Genomic DNA, 16,725 nt, shown 5'->3' with positions numbered 1-16,725 from the left:
TTTATTATACTACATAAGTCAAAAAAAGACTGCACGAATCACCCATTCATTACAGTCTTTTTAATCCTATTTTTTATTGAATGACGAAACCTTTAGGCAAAATCGCCAGTTGCAGTCCCAATTCTTGGCAATGACTGGCTAGCGCTACAGCGTCACTGTCTTCTAAAAGATAGTTTTCAGTTGATTGGTTAAAAATAGCTTGGAGTTTTTGTCCATCATAATCCCATGCCAGAGATACCACATCTGGCTTGATCTCTTGCAGTCTATAAGTTCCATGTTGGATAATGCCTGAAGCATCCTTACGAAGCTGAATCAATTTCTTCATGAAATGAAGCATGTCATTACTGTCGGAAACACGTTCCCAAGGCATGACACGACGACAATCTGGGTCTGGTCCTCCACCTAACTCCAACTCAGTTCCATAGTAGAAACACGGTGTTCCCCTTTGCAAAAAGAGGCAGGCAAGGGCAGACTTAACAAGCTGGATATTTCCTTTGGCCGTTGCCAAAATGCGCTCCGTATCATGCGAATCCAAAAGATTGAACATCACTTCCGAAATCTGTTGTCTATAGTACATAGACTGGCTATTGATTTCATCGATAAATTGAGGTGTCTTCTTAGTCCCTCGCAAGAAATAATCCTTGATACTGTCAGAGAGAGGATAGTTCATGACTGCGTGGAATTCATCTCCATTTAGCCAGGGCTGTGAAGTGTGCCAAACCTCTCCAAGAATATAAAGGTCAGGCTTTTTAGCCAAGACAGCCTTATGGAAATCTCTCCAAAATTGATGGTCTACTTCATTTGCTACATCCAGGCGCCATGCATCGATATCAAACTCTTCAATCCAGTAAGTCGCAACGCTTAACAGATAGTCTCTCACTTGAGGATTGGCCGTATTGAGCTTGGGCATATAGCTAGCAAAGGCAAAGGTATGGTAAGGGAGTTTTCTTGGGTTTCCCAGCTTATCCTTGGTCACGGGGAATTCTTGAACATGGAACCAGTCTTTATATTCCGACTTTTCACCATGCTTGAGAACATCCTGCCATTGTGGAGACTGGTCCCCGATATGATTGAAAACAGCATCCAGCATGATTTTCATGCCCCTCTGATGGGCTCCCTCCACCAGTTTACGGAAGATTTTCTTGTCTCCAAAATGACGGTCAATTTCGAAATAATCCGTCGTATTATACTTGTGATTGCTCGGGGATTCAAAAATCGGACAGAGATAAAGACCTGTAATGCCCAAGTCCTGCAAGTAATCCAGATGGTCAATAATGCCTTGTAAATCACCACCAAAGAAATCGCTCGTCTTTGGTTTGATAGAGGAATCCCAAGCTAAAGTCCCTTCTGGTGAAATCTCAGGGTTCCCATTAGCAAAACGTTCTGGGAAAATCTGATACCAAACTGTATCAGCTACCCAGTCAGGAACATGGCAAGCATCAATCTCATGTATATAAGGGATTTTAAATCCATTTCCTTCATAATGAAGATTTTCTAGTGTGTTTTCAACACATCCCTTATCGCCATACAAAATACTCTGAGCTTGCTTATCTTTAAGTTCAAAGAGATACTGGAGTCGGGCATAGCCAACTGAAATCTCCACTTGCCAATAATCAAACAAAGCATCAGAAGTTACTTTACTCATCTTCTTGATTGCTTCATAACGGTCCTCTATAAAGATAAAAGGATCTCCATAATGTAAGCTAATGCTTTCAATATCATCTTTCTTGGTCCGGAGGCGAATGTGCATTGTCCTGTCTTTATAAAGATAAGCATACTCCGACTCTGGTCTGTGGTAAATGGCTGTTAATTCCATTGTTCTGTCTCCTAGTTTACTTTGATTCATCTCGTTGCGCAAACGTTTTCATAATCGTGACTCTAGTATACTACTTTCGTATTTTATTTGCAAGGTTTGCCCCTAGTTTTGAGTGGTTTGGTTCTATAAATAAAAAAGTCTTATCTCTAAGACTTCTCATTATTAGACTTTTTCAAAAACTATTTAAATAGTTCATACTTAATTTTAAATTAGCTCTTTTAACCGTCCTTCTATTAGCTTGCCTCTCGAAATAATCATATTTTTTATATCTTCTTTTCCACTAATCTTATTAAATTTTTTGTTTGAATAATAATCGGTTTGAAAAGTCATCTCAATATATTCATCAAACGTCAAATCAAACTTAAATTCATTCCAACGATCTCTAATATGCTCTATCATCTTGTTCCAATCTTCTTGAAAAACTTTGTGACTAAATTGTAAACTTGGCTTTAATGGAACATTACCTGGAATAGGGGTAAAATTACCAATATAATGATATTTATATATAATATCACTATTATCTTTGGTCCTATAAGAAGGATTATATGCTGCCTTACCATTATTCATTACATCAAAGAGAAAACGAAAACTTTTCGTATCGCTTTGTACTGTTAAATGATACCTATTTATTAAATATGTGTACTCTTCGCCGAATTTCTTAGAAAGGTAACTGGAAACTATTTCTCCCCAAATTATCTGGCATAAAGGTGACTGTTCATAATCTCTAGCAGTCCATTCGTTATTGTCCTGAAAATTATAATCAACTAAATCATTTGCTTCAATATATTCAACAATTTCTTTAAGCCATAGCTCCTGATTTTTTTTCCAGAGCCATTCTGTTTTTTCTGTTAAAACTGACAAATCATTCCCTCCGATTTTATAAAAACACTAAATTAAGCACTATGTTATGAATAATACCTATTAATAAAATTTCTTGAAACGAATTAAATATTCTGAGATATCCATATTATTTAATTTTAAGGCGTTGTATAGAAAGACAGTTTTACAAATGTCTTTCCAGCCACTCAATCTTTTTAAAATCCTTATTGTTATTGTGGTTATTTCGATAGGAATCTTGGGAAGAAGCCTTGTAAATACTTAAATACTGTTCTAAACTTGGAACGCGAAAAGTGATGTTTTCGAGATGAATCAGCTCTATATCTGATTCCGAAACTCTTGCAAAATCAGGTAAAGAATCGATACTTCCGAATTCAACACTCAGACCATCTTTTTGGAATTCATGCTCATGAATATCTACCAAGGTATAGCCCAAGTGGTTCATCACTTTCATTATCTTGTCCCAGTCATAAATTCTGAGATGATCAGGTGCTTCCCAACCTCTAGGGTCACCAGCCACATGAATGTCAATGTCAGACGGCCCCCATTCTTCATTTGAACGGTATTCAAACCCCAAAGACCCCATGAGCGTCGGTGTGATTCCGACTTGGTTTAAATGAGAGCAAATTGTTCGAAATTCATCAAATAGAGAATTCATTCCTCCTCCAATCGTTGATATGAAACTTGATTTCATTGTAAAAAATAAACTATTTTTTTATCTTCTACTCTTTCGGTTTTGAAAACACTTCTACTCGCTGTGCTAGGACTTTAATTTCTACAGGTAGGTTATCCGATTTATCGCCGTCAACATCTGACTCCAATTCACTATCTGAAGAGATCTTAATATTACGCGCTCTGATATACTCAATATTATCATTTCCGACAACATCCCCTTTTAGTAAATCAGGAATGACGGATAATTTAGAGAATATAGAAGCATCTTTTAGAATCAAAATATTGGCATAGCCATCTTTGTCTTCTTCAAAGATTTTCTTATCAGCGAAGTAATTTGTCAAGAGAACCAAAACATGGCTAGCTTCACCAACATAATTTCCATTTTCTGTCTCAACCTTAATGTTAAAGACCTGATCCGTCATGACGGACTTCATGGTATTTACAGCATAGGCAAAGATACCAAATTTCGTCTTGTCCTCGATTTCAACATTGTGAATCGCCTCAGGCAGAGAACCGATACTAAAGATATAACCAAAATAGTTATCATTTGCTTTACCGATATCAATCTTATTGGTTAAGTTAAAATCGAGTTCATCTATCGCGCCATCAATGTCTTGATTGATTTCCAACAGTTTCGTAATGAGGTTACCCGTTCCACCAGGGATAATCCCTAACTTAGGAATGTAGTCTCTCTCAGCAATACCCGAAATGACTTCATTGACAGTCCCGTCTCCACCGAAAACAACCACTGCATCGTACTGCTTACGAGACGCTTCCTCAGCAAAGTGTGTTGCATCCAGCGCTTTTTCGGTAATTTTGGTTTCCACCTGCTCAAAATAATCTTTGGCTTTATTCTCCAGCTTGACCTTATAATCCAAAGCCTTTTCCCCACCAGAGGTAGGGTTAATAATTAACATTGCTTTTTTCATTGATAATACTCCTTTAATAGTTACAAAAATTCTAGTAACTAATTATATCACTTGAGTGATGTAAACGCCATCCAAATGCTCGAAAAATCGGATCCACTAACTAGAATAGAGACGTTAATCAGTCAAATAAAACGCTCAACTTTTTAAAAATTCTTTAGACTTCCGTACGATATAGAGCTGTTCATCTTCTTGAGCGAGTTTTCTAAACAACTCATTTGCCCTGGTCATATCTCCTTTTAATTTAGAGTTCAAAGCTTGATAGTAAGTGATTTCCAATTGTTGATATTTAAATTCGTTTTCCAAGTCTTCAAAGTAATCATTGGATTGATGAGCAATTGTTAAATCGTAAAGCGCAATACTAACGCTTTTTGTTTTCTCAGCTAGAGAGGAATCTGATATGGACATTTTGTTTAGTATAAGATCAAGCTGGTCCCTGGTCAGGTTAGGATTTGCAAGAACTGTCGAGCGAATGAGGTAACTCTCTAAGAAATCCCTGTATTTTGGCTTCAGTTTTTGATCAGTCATTGCTTCAGAAGCCTCCTTAATGGCAGCATCGAAATCACCAATCATATAGGAATACCCAACAGATGTTAGTGTCACATCCATTTTTATAATAGCTCTTTTTGCATCTTTCTTCAATTCAATGTATTGCTTCCAAGATGGTAAATCTAAATCCATATGCAGTAACTTAGTACCACTCTTTACATACCCTCTTCTGATTAGTGCAATGAAAAGAAATAAGAGTGCACTTATGAATAAAATACAAAGGGTTTGAATAGTCCTATCATTCACCATCCAAGCTACAAAAAGACTGAGAAGAACAGCCAAAACAATCACGACTTTTCTATAAAATCCATATTTCTTGCGTATTTCTAAATAATTCATTTTTACTCCTTTTCTAAATTACAATGTGGCATTACGAGAGAAGTTCTGAACCTTAAATGAGTCGTTGAGCAACATAAACACTTTCTTCGCTATTACATAATTTTTTCTTATAAAATAGCCCAATGTGACCTGCAAAAGAGGATCATAAAATAGCTTTCATCTTTCATCTTAACTTATAACTTCTCTATTCTATCAAAAATAATCTCTTGCTTTTCGACACTTTCTCGGAGTGGTGACATGCCTAAAATCACTGTAAAAAATCCCAATAATATAATACTATTAATAACAAGTAGGGCACCCTCTGTCCCATCAACAATATTTAGATAGAAAGTAAAACATCCAAGAGTCGGAACAAGGATAAAAGGAAGAAGTTTGTAATGTTTTAATTGACGCTTATTTCCAACTGGTTTAAAAGTTATTTGATAGTTTGAAACTTTATTCTCAAGTCTTTTTTGGACACTATGACGAGCTCTTATAGCAATGAACCAGAAAACAAGATAAGCTAGGAAAATGAATAGGCCATATAAAACTATCTTTAAAGGAAGGTTGTGACTAATCCCATTGTTTCTAAAAAAATTTGTCACAAGCCGATAGCCAGATCCCCCTATTGCTGTACCAATTGCAACCCCAATTGATTTACTCATAGTTGGAGCTACACTCTCAAAACGCGTATCTCTTTTATCTAACTTTTGCATTTTTGCAGTAATTTCATCGGGAAGAGAACCCCAGAAATAGGATTTTGGTCTAACAGTCGTCAAATCTAGAATATACTTTTCCCCCTCTACTTCTACTATTTTGAAAAATACTTTATTCGTTTCTTTGAATTTTACTTTCATACTCACCTTTAAATCTTATCAGAGTTAAAAAACTCTTTTCAATAACATTCCTAAATCGTTAGCCCCGTTTTTTAATAATAGTTAAACCAATTTTGACAGACATCTCTTTCGATGTTAACTGTATTGTGATCCCATAATTTGTTTTATCTGAGTAATCTATTCTAATTTGGCACGTTGTTTCCTCTGGTAGATCATATTTGCTTTTCAGTTTCTGAAAGAGGTCAGAGTTATTTTCTGGCTGGTAGATAATTTCACTAAGCTCTGTTGTTCCTGTTCTTAACGTTCTTTTTACATTTAAGGAGTCAAAAACATCTCTTTTGACAACTAAGTTAAGAATCTCTTCGTCAAATAAAGGGGCTATCTCCGAATCGTAATGCAACTTGCCATTAGAATAACTAACGGGAACCGTTTTTTTGTTTTCTCCGATTTGTATTCTATAGTCACCCTTACCATCTGCCTTGGTAATATCTAGGTCAATTTCATATCTTTTGACTTCGTCACCATTTTTTATATAGACTCTGCTTTTATAAGCTTCCAGCCCATTAAAATTCTTCTGCTCTTGTTCCAAAAATTTAAACATGGGATCAAACGTTTTTTCAAACTCGTACTGTTCCTTTGTTCTATTTTGGGGAATGGTTTCGCCACCCAAACTACAGGCATTCAATGAAGATGCTGTCAAAAGAATAACAAGAAATCCAGTTAAACATAAACACCATTTAAACTTTTTCATATTTTATTTAATCCTTTTTTCGAGTCATAAAAGTAAGATTTTTCAAAAATTTATAAATGTTTAGTTTAACTTACACTAGTTCTACGTCAACTCCAACTGCAGCAAAAGTTTCCTTAACTTGTTCAAAATTACTTGACATGATTGTCGCCTGTTTTAAATTTGGGAACTGCTTTAATTCAGCCAAACTAACCTCATTCAAATCAAAAATACTATCTTCACCATCCCACTGAGGAATCAGATTCATAAAAATTTCATTACCGCCATCCATATCAATCTCTTTTACAAGACTTGCATACTTCTGTGAAATCTGAAGATTTTTAAAGTATTCTAAGGCAGGCTCGACAAGTTCTGTACTTTCTGTATCAATATCCAACTCGCTAAATTCCTCTGAAAAATCAAAAATATCAAAAGCTGGCTTTAAAACCTCTAAATCATACATCAATACTTGGATAATAGCTAGTTTAAAATTCAGATTATCGAAATGAAGATATTTTTCTTGAACAACTTTTGGATTTGATTTTTGACGTTCATGCTTGATTTCTGGATAGTAAGAAATGGTGAGTGGATATCTCATTACATCTGGTCTTCCATTAAAATTGGTTCCACGAGGGGTCCATAAAATAAAATTGAAATCCCCAGTTCTGTGTCTATCATAAAGAAAATAGGGAGTCTTCCCATCAGTGGATACTACGGCATGACAAGGCATCTTGGGTAATTCTTCTTCTCCAAACATAGGTTTTACAACATCACCGTAGTAGAAACTGATAGTAGAAAGTAGATGCTCATCATCAATATAGACCCTGCATTTCTTTAAATGATTCTTGACAGAAAGCGAATGTTCAAATACAATACCAGCATTGTCGTAAATGTACTTTATGTATTTATTTTCTTTTTTGACAACCTGATCAGGCTTTCCTAACACAGCCTCAATATCTTTCAAAGATAAAGGAAAAGACAAGCTGGTTCCGTTCATTGCCATTGAATTGTCATTAAAATTGATTTCGAGGTTTATAGGACTTTTCTTTTTAAAAAAACTAAACATTGGATTCTCCTATTTATAATTTGTTTATTTAAATGCATCAAATCTATTTTTCTAACGTTAGAAAATTTACTGTATAAAATAAGGTTTTGCCGTATTTTTCGTCCGTAGGATTAAAAAGGCAGGAAGCCTTCTGAAAATTAATTACTCTTCACTAATAGACTTACCGCCTCAACGTGGCGCGTCCGCGGAACACAAAAGGTTTGGGGAGTTCAAAGCTCCAGTGGAGCTTTGAAGCCTTCTTGCCTTAAAATGAAAAGGTGAGAGGATTAGCCACGTTTCACTAACAAGCTTACACATTCAGCGGTTCGGACTTACCGGATCATCCGCGAAAAAACAATCCTCACAAAATAAAGGAAAACCCTCCGTTTTGATGTTGTTCTATTCGTAAACCGAACCTACAATATCTCCAATAATAGCTCCTAGCATGGCATTTCTCCTTATAAACTATTGGTTTAGACAGACATTTCTATTTGTCATACTCTTTTATTTTATCTGCATATTTAGTTAAAAGATTCTTTGAATAAATTTTTGCATTACTTGAATTTCTAACTTCTTTCCAAAGAATGGAAGCTACTTTTAGTTTATTCGAGTAGTTGCCACTATTTTCGTCTGCACAGAAATCCTTTAAAAATTGGTTCCATTGACAAACCGAATGATCATACTTGGCATAATCTGAATCTCCATAATAAACTTTTAGCATATCTTGGATTGTGAAATTCAATTCATTTTCTTTTTTTACTTTTCTCCAAGCAGTGGCCATATCAGCAGTAAATTTAAAGGGGGAAACACCTGTTAAAGTTGAGAAATATTCTCTAAAGTGTGCATTAAAGGAGAATCCACATTCAAGTAAGGGCGTATCTAAAGTAACGACTTCTACTCGTTTCTTTTTCCTTTTTACTGATGATTTTTTAATCAAATTCCCCTTGAAGTACTGCTCAATAATATCATTGAGTTCCTGTTTTGTACCTCTATATTCAAGTCCTAATGACCTGCATATCTGTGAAAGTTCATCCCGATACCAATAGTATTTATTAAATTCATCAAAGGATGCGACTTTATTGAACTCAGGTCTGCTTTCCATCAATATTTTACCTCCTTAAAACCAGTTTAGGTTTTCATTTCTAAATAATGGAGTTTTAGTTTCTTTAGTTTGAGGATTAACTATGTTTCACTAACAAACTCACACACTCAGCGGTTTGGACTTACTGTATCATCCGTGAAAAAACAATCCTCACAAAATAAAGAAAAATCCTTCGTTTTGATATTGTTCCATTCGTAAACTGAACCTACAATGTCTCCAACTATTGCTCCTAGCATAAGATTCCTCCTTGTAAGATATCGGGAATTTGACCATCAACTATAGTTTTAAAATTATCTATTAACGAATTTTGTATAATTTATAGGTATTCATCTAATCAAATTATAATTAAAAAACTTTTTTGATTCCACTATGTACTACATCTTCCTATTATACCTAAAACGGAAGTACACCAGCCATCAGCCCTTGAGCAATAAAACATCTATTATTTTGAAAATCTGAAAAATAGGTTTCGCTTATAAAACTGTACAAGTTATCAACGGATCTATTGTACCAATCCTTGTAAACATAGTCCATATTATATATCAATAAATCTTGTCCATCTTGACTATAGCCCTTGAAAGTTATCGAAAATGCATCTCTATAACCAATAACTTTATCATTCTTATTTGAATTGTTCCCCTTTCTATATTTCTCAAAATCAATAAGTCGCGTATATTTCATGAGTTTAGATAAGGCTTTTTCGGATAGTTTCTGACTATGTTCAAAAACGATCATTCCAGTATTCCCACACTCTTGGTAGGACAGTTCAGAGTTCATCAGATTACACTCAAAATAACCAAAAATTTCACAACCACAATGAATAATAAATTCAATTTTAGAAAAATATTCCTTAGTCCATGTCATCTTATCTCTCCATTCCTAAGTAAGCTAGGAAAAATTGTTCAAAACTCACAAATCTACTCTTAGCCTATTTTAATTTCAGGCATAATACTAAAATATCTCTTACGGCAAAAGCCTTTGTTTCAATACTTTCTTAAGTTCTTTTGTTATAAGATTTTTACGCTTTTACCAGCAAAGCTACACACTCAGCGGTTCGGACTTACCGTATCATCCGTGAAAAAACAATCCTCATAAAATAAAGGAAAACCCTTCGTTTTGATATTATTCCATTCGTAAACTGAACCTACAATGTCTCCAACAATTACTCCGAGCATCCGTTTCCTCCTTATTGCATATCAGATTCGTTACACATTTCTAATGAATCACTCTTTAAAAATGGCACCACCAAATCAATCCACTCATAAGGCAGGTAAGCTGATAAATAGCCGTGGTTATAGCCCTCTGCTTCATACAAAATTGTATTTGAATGTAGCTGATGAAATAATTTCGCTGATTCTTTCACACAGTTCAATTCTTTTTCACCATAGATATACAGAACCTGAGCCCTGCTAGCAGAAATCATATCTTTCAGCTTGTAACATCCCATATAGTTTTTGTAAATGGTCACCAATGTTTTGACAGGCGTCCTTGGCAAATCCTCTAAATAATAAGCTTTTATTTCCTCTGGATAAGCCAGTTTAGGATAGAGTTTGTTCATCATGCTTAACTGAAGTTTGCAAGAGAATTTATTGAACATCAGTTTACCAAATAGAGACACTAGAAAGATGCTGATTTTAGCTAACCTTGGTTGAGGAATACAGAGGCTTCCATCTATGATGGCCTTCTCAGCAATTTCACTGTCTAAAGACAAAAGCTCAATGGCAATTTGACCACCAAGTGAAACACCACCGATTGCAAACAATTTCCCACCACAGTTTGCTTTGATATAGTCTAGAATCTCCAAAGCAGAATCTTCAGTAGAAACATAATCAAGTTGATATTCCTCGCTGTGGCCATTCAAAGTGGGTAGAATAATACGGTATTCTTCTGACAAGATTCGTGCTTGACGAAGATAATTCCACCAAGAACTGCCACCACCATGTATCAGTAAAATAGGAGGCAAATTCTTATCACCAAATTCATGGAATTTCATGTTTAAACTCCTTGCTGTAGGACTTTCACTAGATAAATACTTGTTAAATCAGTTTGAACAATCAGTGATGCCTCATCAAATAGAAAAGTCTCTAACATTGATTATCTAGAATGACCACACGTTACATTCAATAATGGATATCCTGATCTAAATTTTAAAATGTTGTTTCCTTACTAATTCTATTACTCGCCAATATAGTATAAATCAAATAACCAATAAAAATGATAATAAAAATAAGATTAATTTTTAACACAAAATAGAGATTTAACAAATTTGCGAACGCATGAAATAATAGACAGTACCCCACAGATTTCGTTTGACGATAAAGAAGCCCTAAAACAAAACTTAAAAATAATGTATATATAAAAAATAAAATGAAAGGAAATCCTTGATGACTTTCTCCGACTATAAACCATAAAGGCAGATGCCAAATTCCCCAGATTGAACCTACAATCAAATTAGATTGCCAATAAGTATATTTTTTATCAAGTAATGGCTGTAATATTCCTCTCCATCCTAATTCTTCATGTCCACCACCAAAAAAAATTAGTTGTATAAAGAATAATGGCATCAGATAAATGGATACTCCGTTTAATTCTAAGGAAGATACAGAAAATAGTATCAAAATTGCTAACATATGATAAATGAAATAAATACTACTATTTTCTATCTTATTAAATAAAAAATGTTTAAATTTTATATTATTACTTTTTAAATAAAAGCCACTTGCAATAGCTGGTCCAAGTGCACCAACTATATGTAATATTCTTCCTATAAATGTCTCTAATCCCAAAATATAAGATTGAGTAAAGATGGCAAGAATCCCCCAAGCTATATAAGTAATTCCAAATGTACAATAAAGATAATTTTTTAAATTCTTTTTGTCAATTTCTGTCATTTTATCTTCCTTATTTTGATTATTTTATATGTAATATTTGTTACTGCTTCTTAGTTGCTCTCGATTTATAACTACCTATATTCTATCATAAAAATAGGAGCAGTTTAATTGACTGTTCCTGTTTTTTATTACGAATATTCTCGAACAATTATNGTCACAACAGGATATAATTCATAGTTTACGTTTAAGTACTATTTTGTTACTAACTAGCTAACAAAAAGAGTGAGGAAATCAAACGTTTCCACCACTCGTTTGTATTCTATTATAGATAAATCGATGTTCTTTCACTATCTATTTTCTCTGTAATTTCAAATGATTTATCTTTCAGATTAGCTCTTCATTCTGCCACTGTATTGGCATCGGTATTGGTCTAGCTGATGTGGATAGTATTAGCGTCTTCCATGTCAACAGCAAACTCTCCATCAAATGCTGCGCTGGTATTACGGAATTTGAGCAGATTGAACAAGGACTGCACAACTGGGCGTTGAACTTCTCGCTCAATTTCTTCCAAATCGTAATAGTGACGGTTGATGTTGCAGCCTTCTTTGGTTGATTCGAGCAATTCGATATCATTTTCTCCTGACAACAAGCCAACGTAGTAAATCTGCGGAATACCTGGTGCAAAAAATTGAAGCACACGTGCCAAGAGATAGGCTTGGTCATCATTTCCTAAAGATGAATAGTAGGTACAATTTTTCTTATAAATATCCAAATTATTGTAGGCCTCTGAGCTGTAAATCTTTTTGACATTTGCTCCTTGGGCATGGAGGGCTTCTCTTGTCGCCTCTGTTTCAACATCTGTTAGCAAGTCCTTGACATCGACCACTCCGATACTATCGTGCGTGTCTAAGGTTGTAAATTGCTTGCGAGGCAGATTTCCATCCAGTGAACAAGACGTTTGACATTACCTGAATAAAGAGCATGAAAAACCAGCATCGGAAGGGCAAAGTCATAGACATAGTAGTCTTGCTCAGCGATTTTTTGCTGAATGGTGTAATGTTCATGAATTTCTGGAAGAATTTTCACTCCTTTTGGTGCCAATAGCTGACACGGAAAATGAAGCATTTCCCAAATATCTGGCTCAACAAAGAAACAGTTGGTGCCGATTTTCTTATTGGCGTAGACAAAGGCGTCCAAGCGAATAATGGAAGCTCCGTGGTCCGCCAGCTGTTCCAGATTTTCCTGAATAAAGCGACGAGTTGTTTCTCTTGTCACATCGAGGTCGATCTGTTGCTCATCAAAGGTACACCAAACTTTTTCCTCACTACCATCAGCAAACTTGGCAATGCTATAGGGAGCACGTGGCTTCCGTTTGTAAATCAGGTCTACATCTTCCTGAGTCGGCCCACTGTTTGGCCAAAAGTTTTTGTAGTGGATAAACAAATCCGGATAGGCAGACTCATCTTTCTTTTCTAGGAAATCAAGGGAAAAGGCGACTTGGCTGAGATTAAGACCTACTTCAAGTCTTTCAGATTTTTTCCAGGACTGTCTGAATAGGTAATTAACATTGCTTGATTTTTTACTTTCATAACTTGCTCTATTTACCTTCCTCAAAGCGTTTATAGACTGCTATAAATTCCTCAGCAATCGTTCGAAAACCTTCTGCACTCATTAACTGATCCTCAGCATGCATCAGAAGTAGACCTGTTTCGCTTAATTCCCCATTCATTTCTTTTGTCAAAAGTGAGTGGTGAGCATTGTGTCCCTGTACAAATGCTTCTTCGCCTTGTTTAATTCTATCTTTAGCCTGCTCGAATTCACCCTGCTTAGCCAATTGAATAGCATTGATGTACATAGATTTTGCTGTTCCTACATAGGTGATAATTTGAAAACACACTTCGAGTACTTTTTCGTCCATTTTAATACCTCTCTTACCAATCTTCATCTTCTAAATCGCTTGTTTCTTGTATTACAGCTTGTAAAGCTTGTTTATCCATCTGTTTAATAAACGGATAATAAACAAAGAAAGACATAACCAAAATAAGTGTTTGCAACAAGGCTGTTTTCCAACCACCGATGATAAATCCTGAAATAATTGGAGGACAAGTCCACGGAACTTGAACGGCACCATACATAGGTGTCAGTCCAAAATAAATCGCTGAATACTGGATGATACAAGATAAAATAGGCGTTAATATAAAGGGAGTTGCTAAAACTGGATTCATTACAATCGGCAAACCAAAGAGCACCGGCTCATTGATATTAAAGATGGCTGGAACCATTTCAAGACGTCCAAGAATTTTTAGTTGTTTTGATTTTGCAAATGCAACCATGTAAACTACCAAACCAATCGTAATCCCGGCACCTGTAACATTGATAAATTGATCAAAAAATTGAATCGTCACAATATGACCGCCATTGGCTAGATTTAATTCTAGGCCCTTATCTAAAATGGCTTGGTTTTCCAAAGCATTCGCCTGTAGCAAGCCACTCATGATGCCACCAACTACAGTTGAGCCGTGCACCCCAAACATCCATAAGAATGGTACAAGGAAACACATAAGCACCGCACCAAACAATGAGTCAGTCAAGCCTTGCATTGGTGTTTGAATAAGATTATAAATCACTTCAATCGTTGTGACCTTAAACAATTGTTCAACAAGTCCGACAAAGATCGTTGCCGCTGTGATAATAACAGTAGCAGGAATCAAGGCTGAAAATGCGTTGGCTACACCAGTTGGTACGCCATCTGGCATTTTGATTTTGATATTTTTCTTCAAAAACCAAGAATAGCTTGCTCCTACTATCAAACCAACGATAATGGCACCAATCATCCCTTTCCCGGAAGTCCAATCCTTCAGAATAATGTTACCAACTACATCCCCATTTTTAGAAATCAAACTGGAGGGCTGGATTAGCAAGAAAACTGCTAGGGCAATGACACCTGCCCCAAGCGGCTCCTGTTTTTCTAGCTTAGCATAGGTATACGCAATCCCAATGACTGTTACAATCGCACTGATATTAAAGGTTGCACCAATTGCTTGATTGAGAACAGGGGTAATACCACTAGTTTCTAACATCGTTGCTAGAGCTGGAACTGGAAGATTGGCCAAGATAAGAAAGATGGAGCCAACAATCAACAATGGCATAGAGAAAACAATACCATCTTTTATCGCTGTTACACCTTTGGTATTGACAAAGGCCATCATCCTATCAACAAACTTTTTAATCAGTTTATCCTTCATCATCGTCTCCTTATTTTTTCATCATGTAAGCTTGTTTAAGAACTGCCATACCGTTTGCAGTACCATAATCAGCCATTGCAATCACTTCTACAGGAACATTGTGAGAAGCACAAATTTCTTTTGCTTTTTCAAGTTGGAAACCAACCTGTGGGCCTAATAGAGCCACATCAATATCTCCAACTCTTTGTTCCAATTCACTGATGGAATAAGCTGCAATTGTTGCATCTTTCCCTTTTTTCTGAGCCGCTTCTTTCATACGCTCAACCAAAATACTTGTTGACATACCTGCTGCACAAAACAATCCAATATTCATTTTAATTACTCCTTATAATTCGTTTCCATTTGATGCAATCACTTTTTGATACCATGTAAAGGAATCTTTCTTCATTCGTTGCAAAGTTCCTTCGCCATTATTATTCTTATCGACATAGATAAAGCCATAACGCTTCTCCATTTCACCTGTACCAGCACTAACAATATCGATACAGCCCCAAGGGGTATAACCAATGACATTTACGCCATCTTCTTCAATCGCTAACATCATTTGTTCAATGTGTTGTTTGAGGTAATCAATGCGGTAAGAATCATGGATTCCATCAGGCTCTACCTTATCATAAGCACCGAATCCATTTTCAACTATAAAAAGCGGACAGTGATAGCGATCGTATAAAAGATTTAAGCTATAGCGTAATCCCTCAGGGTCTATCTGCCAACCCCAATCGCTTGATTCAATATAGGGGTTTTTCTTAGTGTAAACATCTTTGAAAAGTTCTTCTGTTTCCTCAGATGCTGTAGCAGTCACTGTATCACTCATATAGTAACTCAAGCCAATATTATCTACACAACCTTCTTTTAGAGTTTCTAGATCTTCTGGTATAATATCCAGTTTGATATTATTTTTTCGACAAAAGGCCTCAATATAGTAAGGACGCTCTCCAAAAACATGAAGATCTCCATAGTGAAATAAACGATGCTCCATTGCCTTCTGGCTAGCAAGTATATCTTTTGTATCACATGTATTCGGGTAAAATGGTACCATTGCCAGCATACAACCAATTTTGAAATTTTTATTGATTTTCCGACCCAATTGTACAACTTTTGCAGAAGCCACTGACTGATAATGGATAACCTGCTGTAGTACCTCAACTGGATTTTCATCTTCTTGATAAATGACACCAGAATTAGTCCATGAGCACCAAGGAACATTAATTGCACCTTGATTATTGATCTCGTTAAAGGTCATCCAATACTTAACTTTGTCCTTATATCGTTCCATGACGACTTTCGCAAAACGAACAAAGAAATCAATCAACTTGCGATTACGCCAAGCACCATACTTAGTAACTAGATGATAGGGCATTTCAAAGTGACTGAGTGTGATGACCGGTTCAATTTGATGAGCTAGAAGCTGATCAAATAAATCATCATAAAATTTCAACCCTTCTTCGTTAGGTTCTTCTTCATCTCCATTTGGGAAGATACGAGTCCAGGCAATCGAAGTTCGAAAACACTTAAATCCCATCTCAGCGAATAATTGTATATCGTCCTTATAGGTTCTGTAAAAATCTATTGCATCATGATTCGGATAATATTCGTCAGGTAAGACGCCATCAGTAATCTGTCGAGAGTGGCTAGCACTTCCAACTGTCATCACATCGGCTATCGAAATGCCTTTTCCACCTTTATCATATCCTCCTTCAATTTGGTGAGCAGCAACTGCCCCACCCCATAAAAAGCCTTCTGGTATTTTTGCCATTTTACCAATCCTTTCTGTATTTTGTACTAGCGCTATGAACAAGTCTATTTTATAACATACTG

Annotated in this window: 18 protein-coding genes and 2 pseudogenes; all 20 read right to left on the bottom strand. The window is 35.7% G+C overall.

Annotated features, from left to right (window positions below):
• Positions 1-73: 73 nt before the first annotated feature.
• The 20 genes and pseudogenes from D8844_RS02910 to D8844_RS02815 all read right to left on the bottom strand — a co-directional run bounded on the left by D8844_RS02910 (position 74) and on the right by D8844_RS02815 (position 16,663).
• Positions 74-1,816, bottom strand: coding sequence for a glycoside hydrolase family 13 protein (locus D8844_RS02910; RefSeq protein ID WP_125421752.1), 1,743 nt, complete (start codon positions 1,814-1,816; stop codon positions 74-76).
• A 204-nt stretch (positions 1,817-2,020) separates the two neighbouring features.
• Complete coding sequence (locus D8844_RS02905) at positions 2,021-2,677, bottom strand: hypothetical protein (protein ID WP_049518670.1); 657 nt, start codon at positions 2,675-2,677, stop codon at positions 2,021-2,023.
• A 142-nt stretch (positions 2,678-2,819) separates the two neighbouring features.
• A complete protein-coding gene (locus D8844_RS02900; protein ID WP_049518668.1) occupies positions 2,820-3,311 on the bottom strand; it encodes a phosphoribosylanthranilate isomerase in 492 nt (163 codons plus the stop codon).
• Positions 3,312-3,375: 64 nt separating this feature from the next.
• Entirely contained in the window at positions 3,376-4,257 is an 882-nt protein-coding gene (locus D8844_RS02895) for a diacylglycerol/lipid kinase family protein (protein WP_049518666.1), read from the bottom strand.
• 135 nt (positions 4,258-4,392) lie between these two features.
• Positions 4,393-5,142 (bottom strand): hypothetical protein, encoded by a 750-nt coding sequence (locus D8844_RS02890; RefSeq protein ID WP_125421749.1) that lies wholly within the window; start codon positions 5,140-5,142, stop codon positions 4,393-4,395.
• Between the two features lie 173 nt (positions 5,143-5,315).
• Positions 5,316-5,978: a DUF443 domain-containing protein gene (locus D8844_RS02885; protein ID WP_125421746.1), complete on the bottom strand. Its 663-nt coding sequence runs from the start codon at positions 5,976-5,978 to the stop codon at positions 5,316-5,318.
• A 58-nt stretch (positions 5,979-6,036) separates the two neighbouring features.
• The gene (locus tag D8844_RS02880; RefSeq protein WP_125421743.1) at positions 6,037-6,708 is read right to left on the bottom strand and encodes a hypothetical protein; all 672 of its coding nucleotides are present in this window, start codon (positions 6,706-6,708) and stop codon (positions 6,037-6,039) included.
• Positions 6,709-6,778: 70 nt separating this feature from the next.
• Positions 6,779-7,750, bottom strand: coding sequence for a DUF6892 domain-containing protein (locus D8844_RS02875; RefSeq protein ID WP_125421740.1), 972 nt, complete (start codon positions 7,748-7,750; stop codon positions 6,779-6,781).
• 312 nt (positions 7,751-8,062) lie between these two features.
• Positions 8,063-8,176, bottom strand: a pseudogene (locus D8844_RS10490) (ADP-ribosylglycohydrolase); the annotation flags it as partial.
• Between the two features lie 40 nt (positions 8,177-8,216).
• Positions 8,217-8,834, bottom strand: a complete 618-nt coding sequence (locus tag D8844_RS02865) for an SAP domain-containing protein (protein ID WP_125421737.1) — start codon at positions 8,832-8,834, stop codon at positions 8,217-8,219.
• Positions 8,835-8,938: 104 nt separating this feature from the next.
• Positions 8,939-9,067 carry an ADP-ribosylglycohydrolase gene (locus tag D8844_RS10485; RefSeq protein ID WP_080998590.1) on the bottom strand — a complete coding sequence of 43 codons (129 nt, stop codon included), beginning with the start codon at positions 9,065-9,067 and terminating at the stop codon, positions 8,939-8,941.
• A gap of 157 nt (positions 9,068-9,224) precedes the next feature.
• Positions 9,225-9,695, bottom strand: coding sequence for a hypothetical protein (locus D8844_RS02855; protein WP_125421733.1), 471 nt, complete (start codon positions 9,693-9,695; stop codon positions 9,225-9,227).
• Between the two features lie 182 nt (positions 9,696-9,877).
• Complete coding sequence (locus tag D8844_RS10480; protein WP_125421731.1) at positions 9,878-10,006, bottom strand: ADP-ribosylglycohydrolase; 129 nt, start codon at positions 10,004-10,006, stop codon at positions 9,878-9,880.
• An 11-nt stretch (positions 10,007-10,017) separates the two neighbouring features.
• Entirely contained in the window at positions 10,018-10,824 is an 807-nt protein-coding gene (locus D8844_RS02845; protein WP_125421728.1) for an alpha/beta hydrolase, read from the bottom strand.
• 154 nt (positions 10,825-10,978) lie between these two features.
• Positions 10,979-11,722 (bottom strand): CPBP family intramembrane glutamic endopeptidase, encoded by a 744-nt coding sequence (locus D8844_RS02840; protein WP_038806089.1) that lies wholly within the window; start codon positions 11,720-11,722, stop codon positions 10,979-10,981.
• A 262-nt stretch (positions 11,723-11,984) separates the two neighbouring features.
• A pseudogene (gene gtfA, locus D8844_RS10375) lies at positions 11,985-13,251 on the bottom strand (sucrose phosphorylase).
• Between the two features lie 8 nt (positions 13,252-13,259).
• Positions 13,260-13,580 carry a PTS sugar transporter subunit IIA gene (locus D8844_RS02830; RefSeq protein ID WP_049518651.1) on the bottom strand — a complete coding sequence of 107 codons (321 nt, stop codon included), beginning with the start codon at positions 13,578-13,580 and terminating at the stop codon, positions 13,260-13,262.
• Between the two features lie 13 nt (positions 13,581-13,593).
• Positions 13,594-14,907, bottom strand: coding sequence for a PTS sugar transporter subunit IIC (locus tag D8844_RS02825; protein ID WP_049518650.1), 1,314 nt, complete (start codon positions 14,905-14,907; stop codon positions 13,594-13,596).
• Positions 14,908-14,917: 10 nt separating this feature from the next.
• Positions 14,918-15,220 carry a PTS sugar transporter subunit IIB gene (locus tag D8844_RS02820; protein WP_001020606.1) on the bottom strand — a complete coding sequence of 101 codons (303 nt, stop codon included), beginning with the start codon at positions 15,218-15,220 and terminating at the stop codon, positions 14,918-14,920.
• A gap of 12 nt (positions 15,221-15,232) precedes the next feature.
• Positions 15,233-16,663, bottom strand: a complete 1,431-nt coding sequence (locus D8844_RS02815; RefSeq protein ID WP_125391062.1) for a 6-phospho-beta-glucosidase — start codon at positions 16,661-16,663, stop codon at positions 15,233-15,235.
• Between the last annotated feature and the right edge of the window lie 62 nt (positions 16,664-16,725).

The organism is Streptococcus oralis (assembly GCF_003942875.1).
Lineage (GTDB): Bacteria > Bacillota > Bacilli > Lactobacillales > Streptococcaceae > Streptococcus > Streptococcus oralis_BX.
The sequence above is the reverse complement of the archived record's forward strand: the minus strand, read 5'-3'. Positions and strand labels throughout refer to the sequence as shown.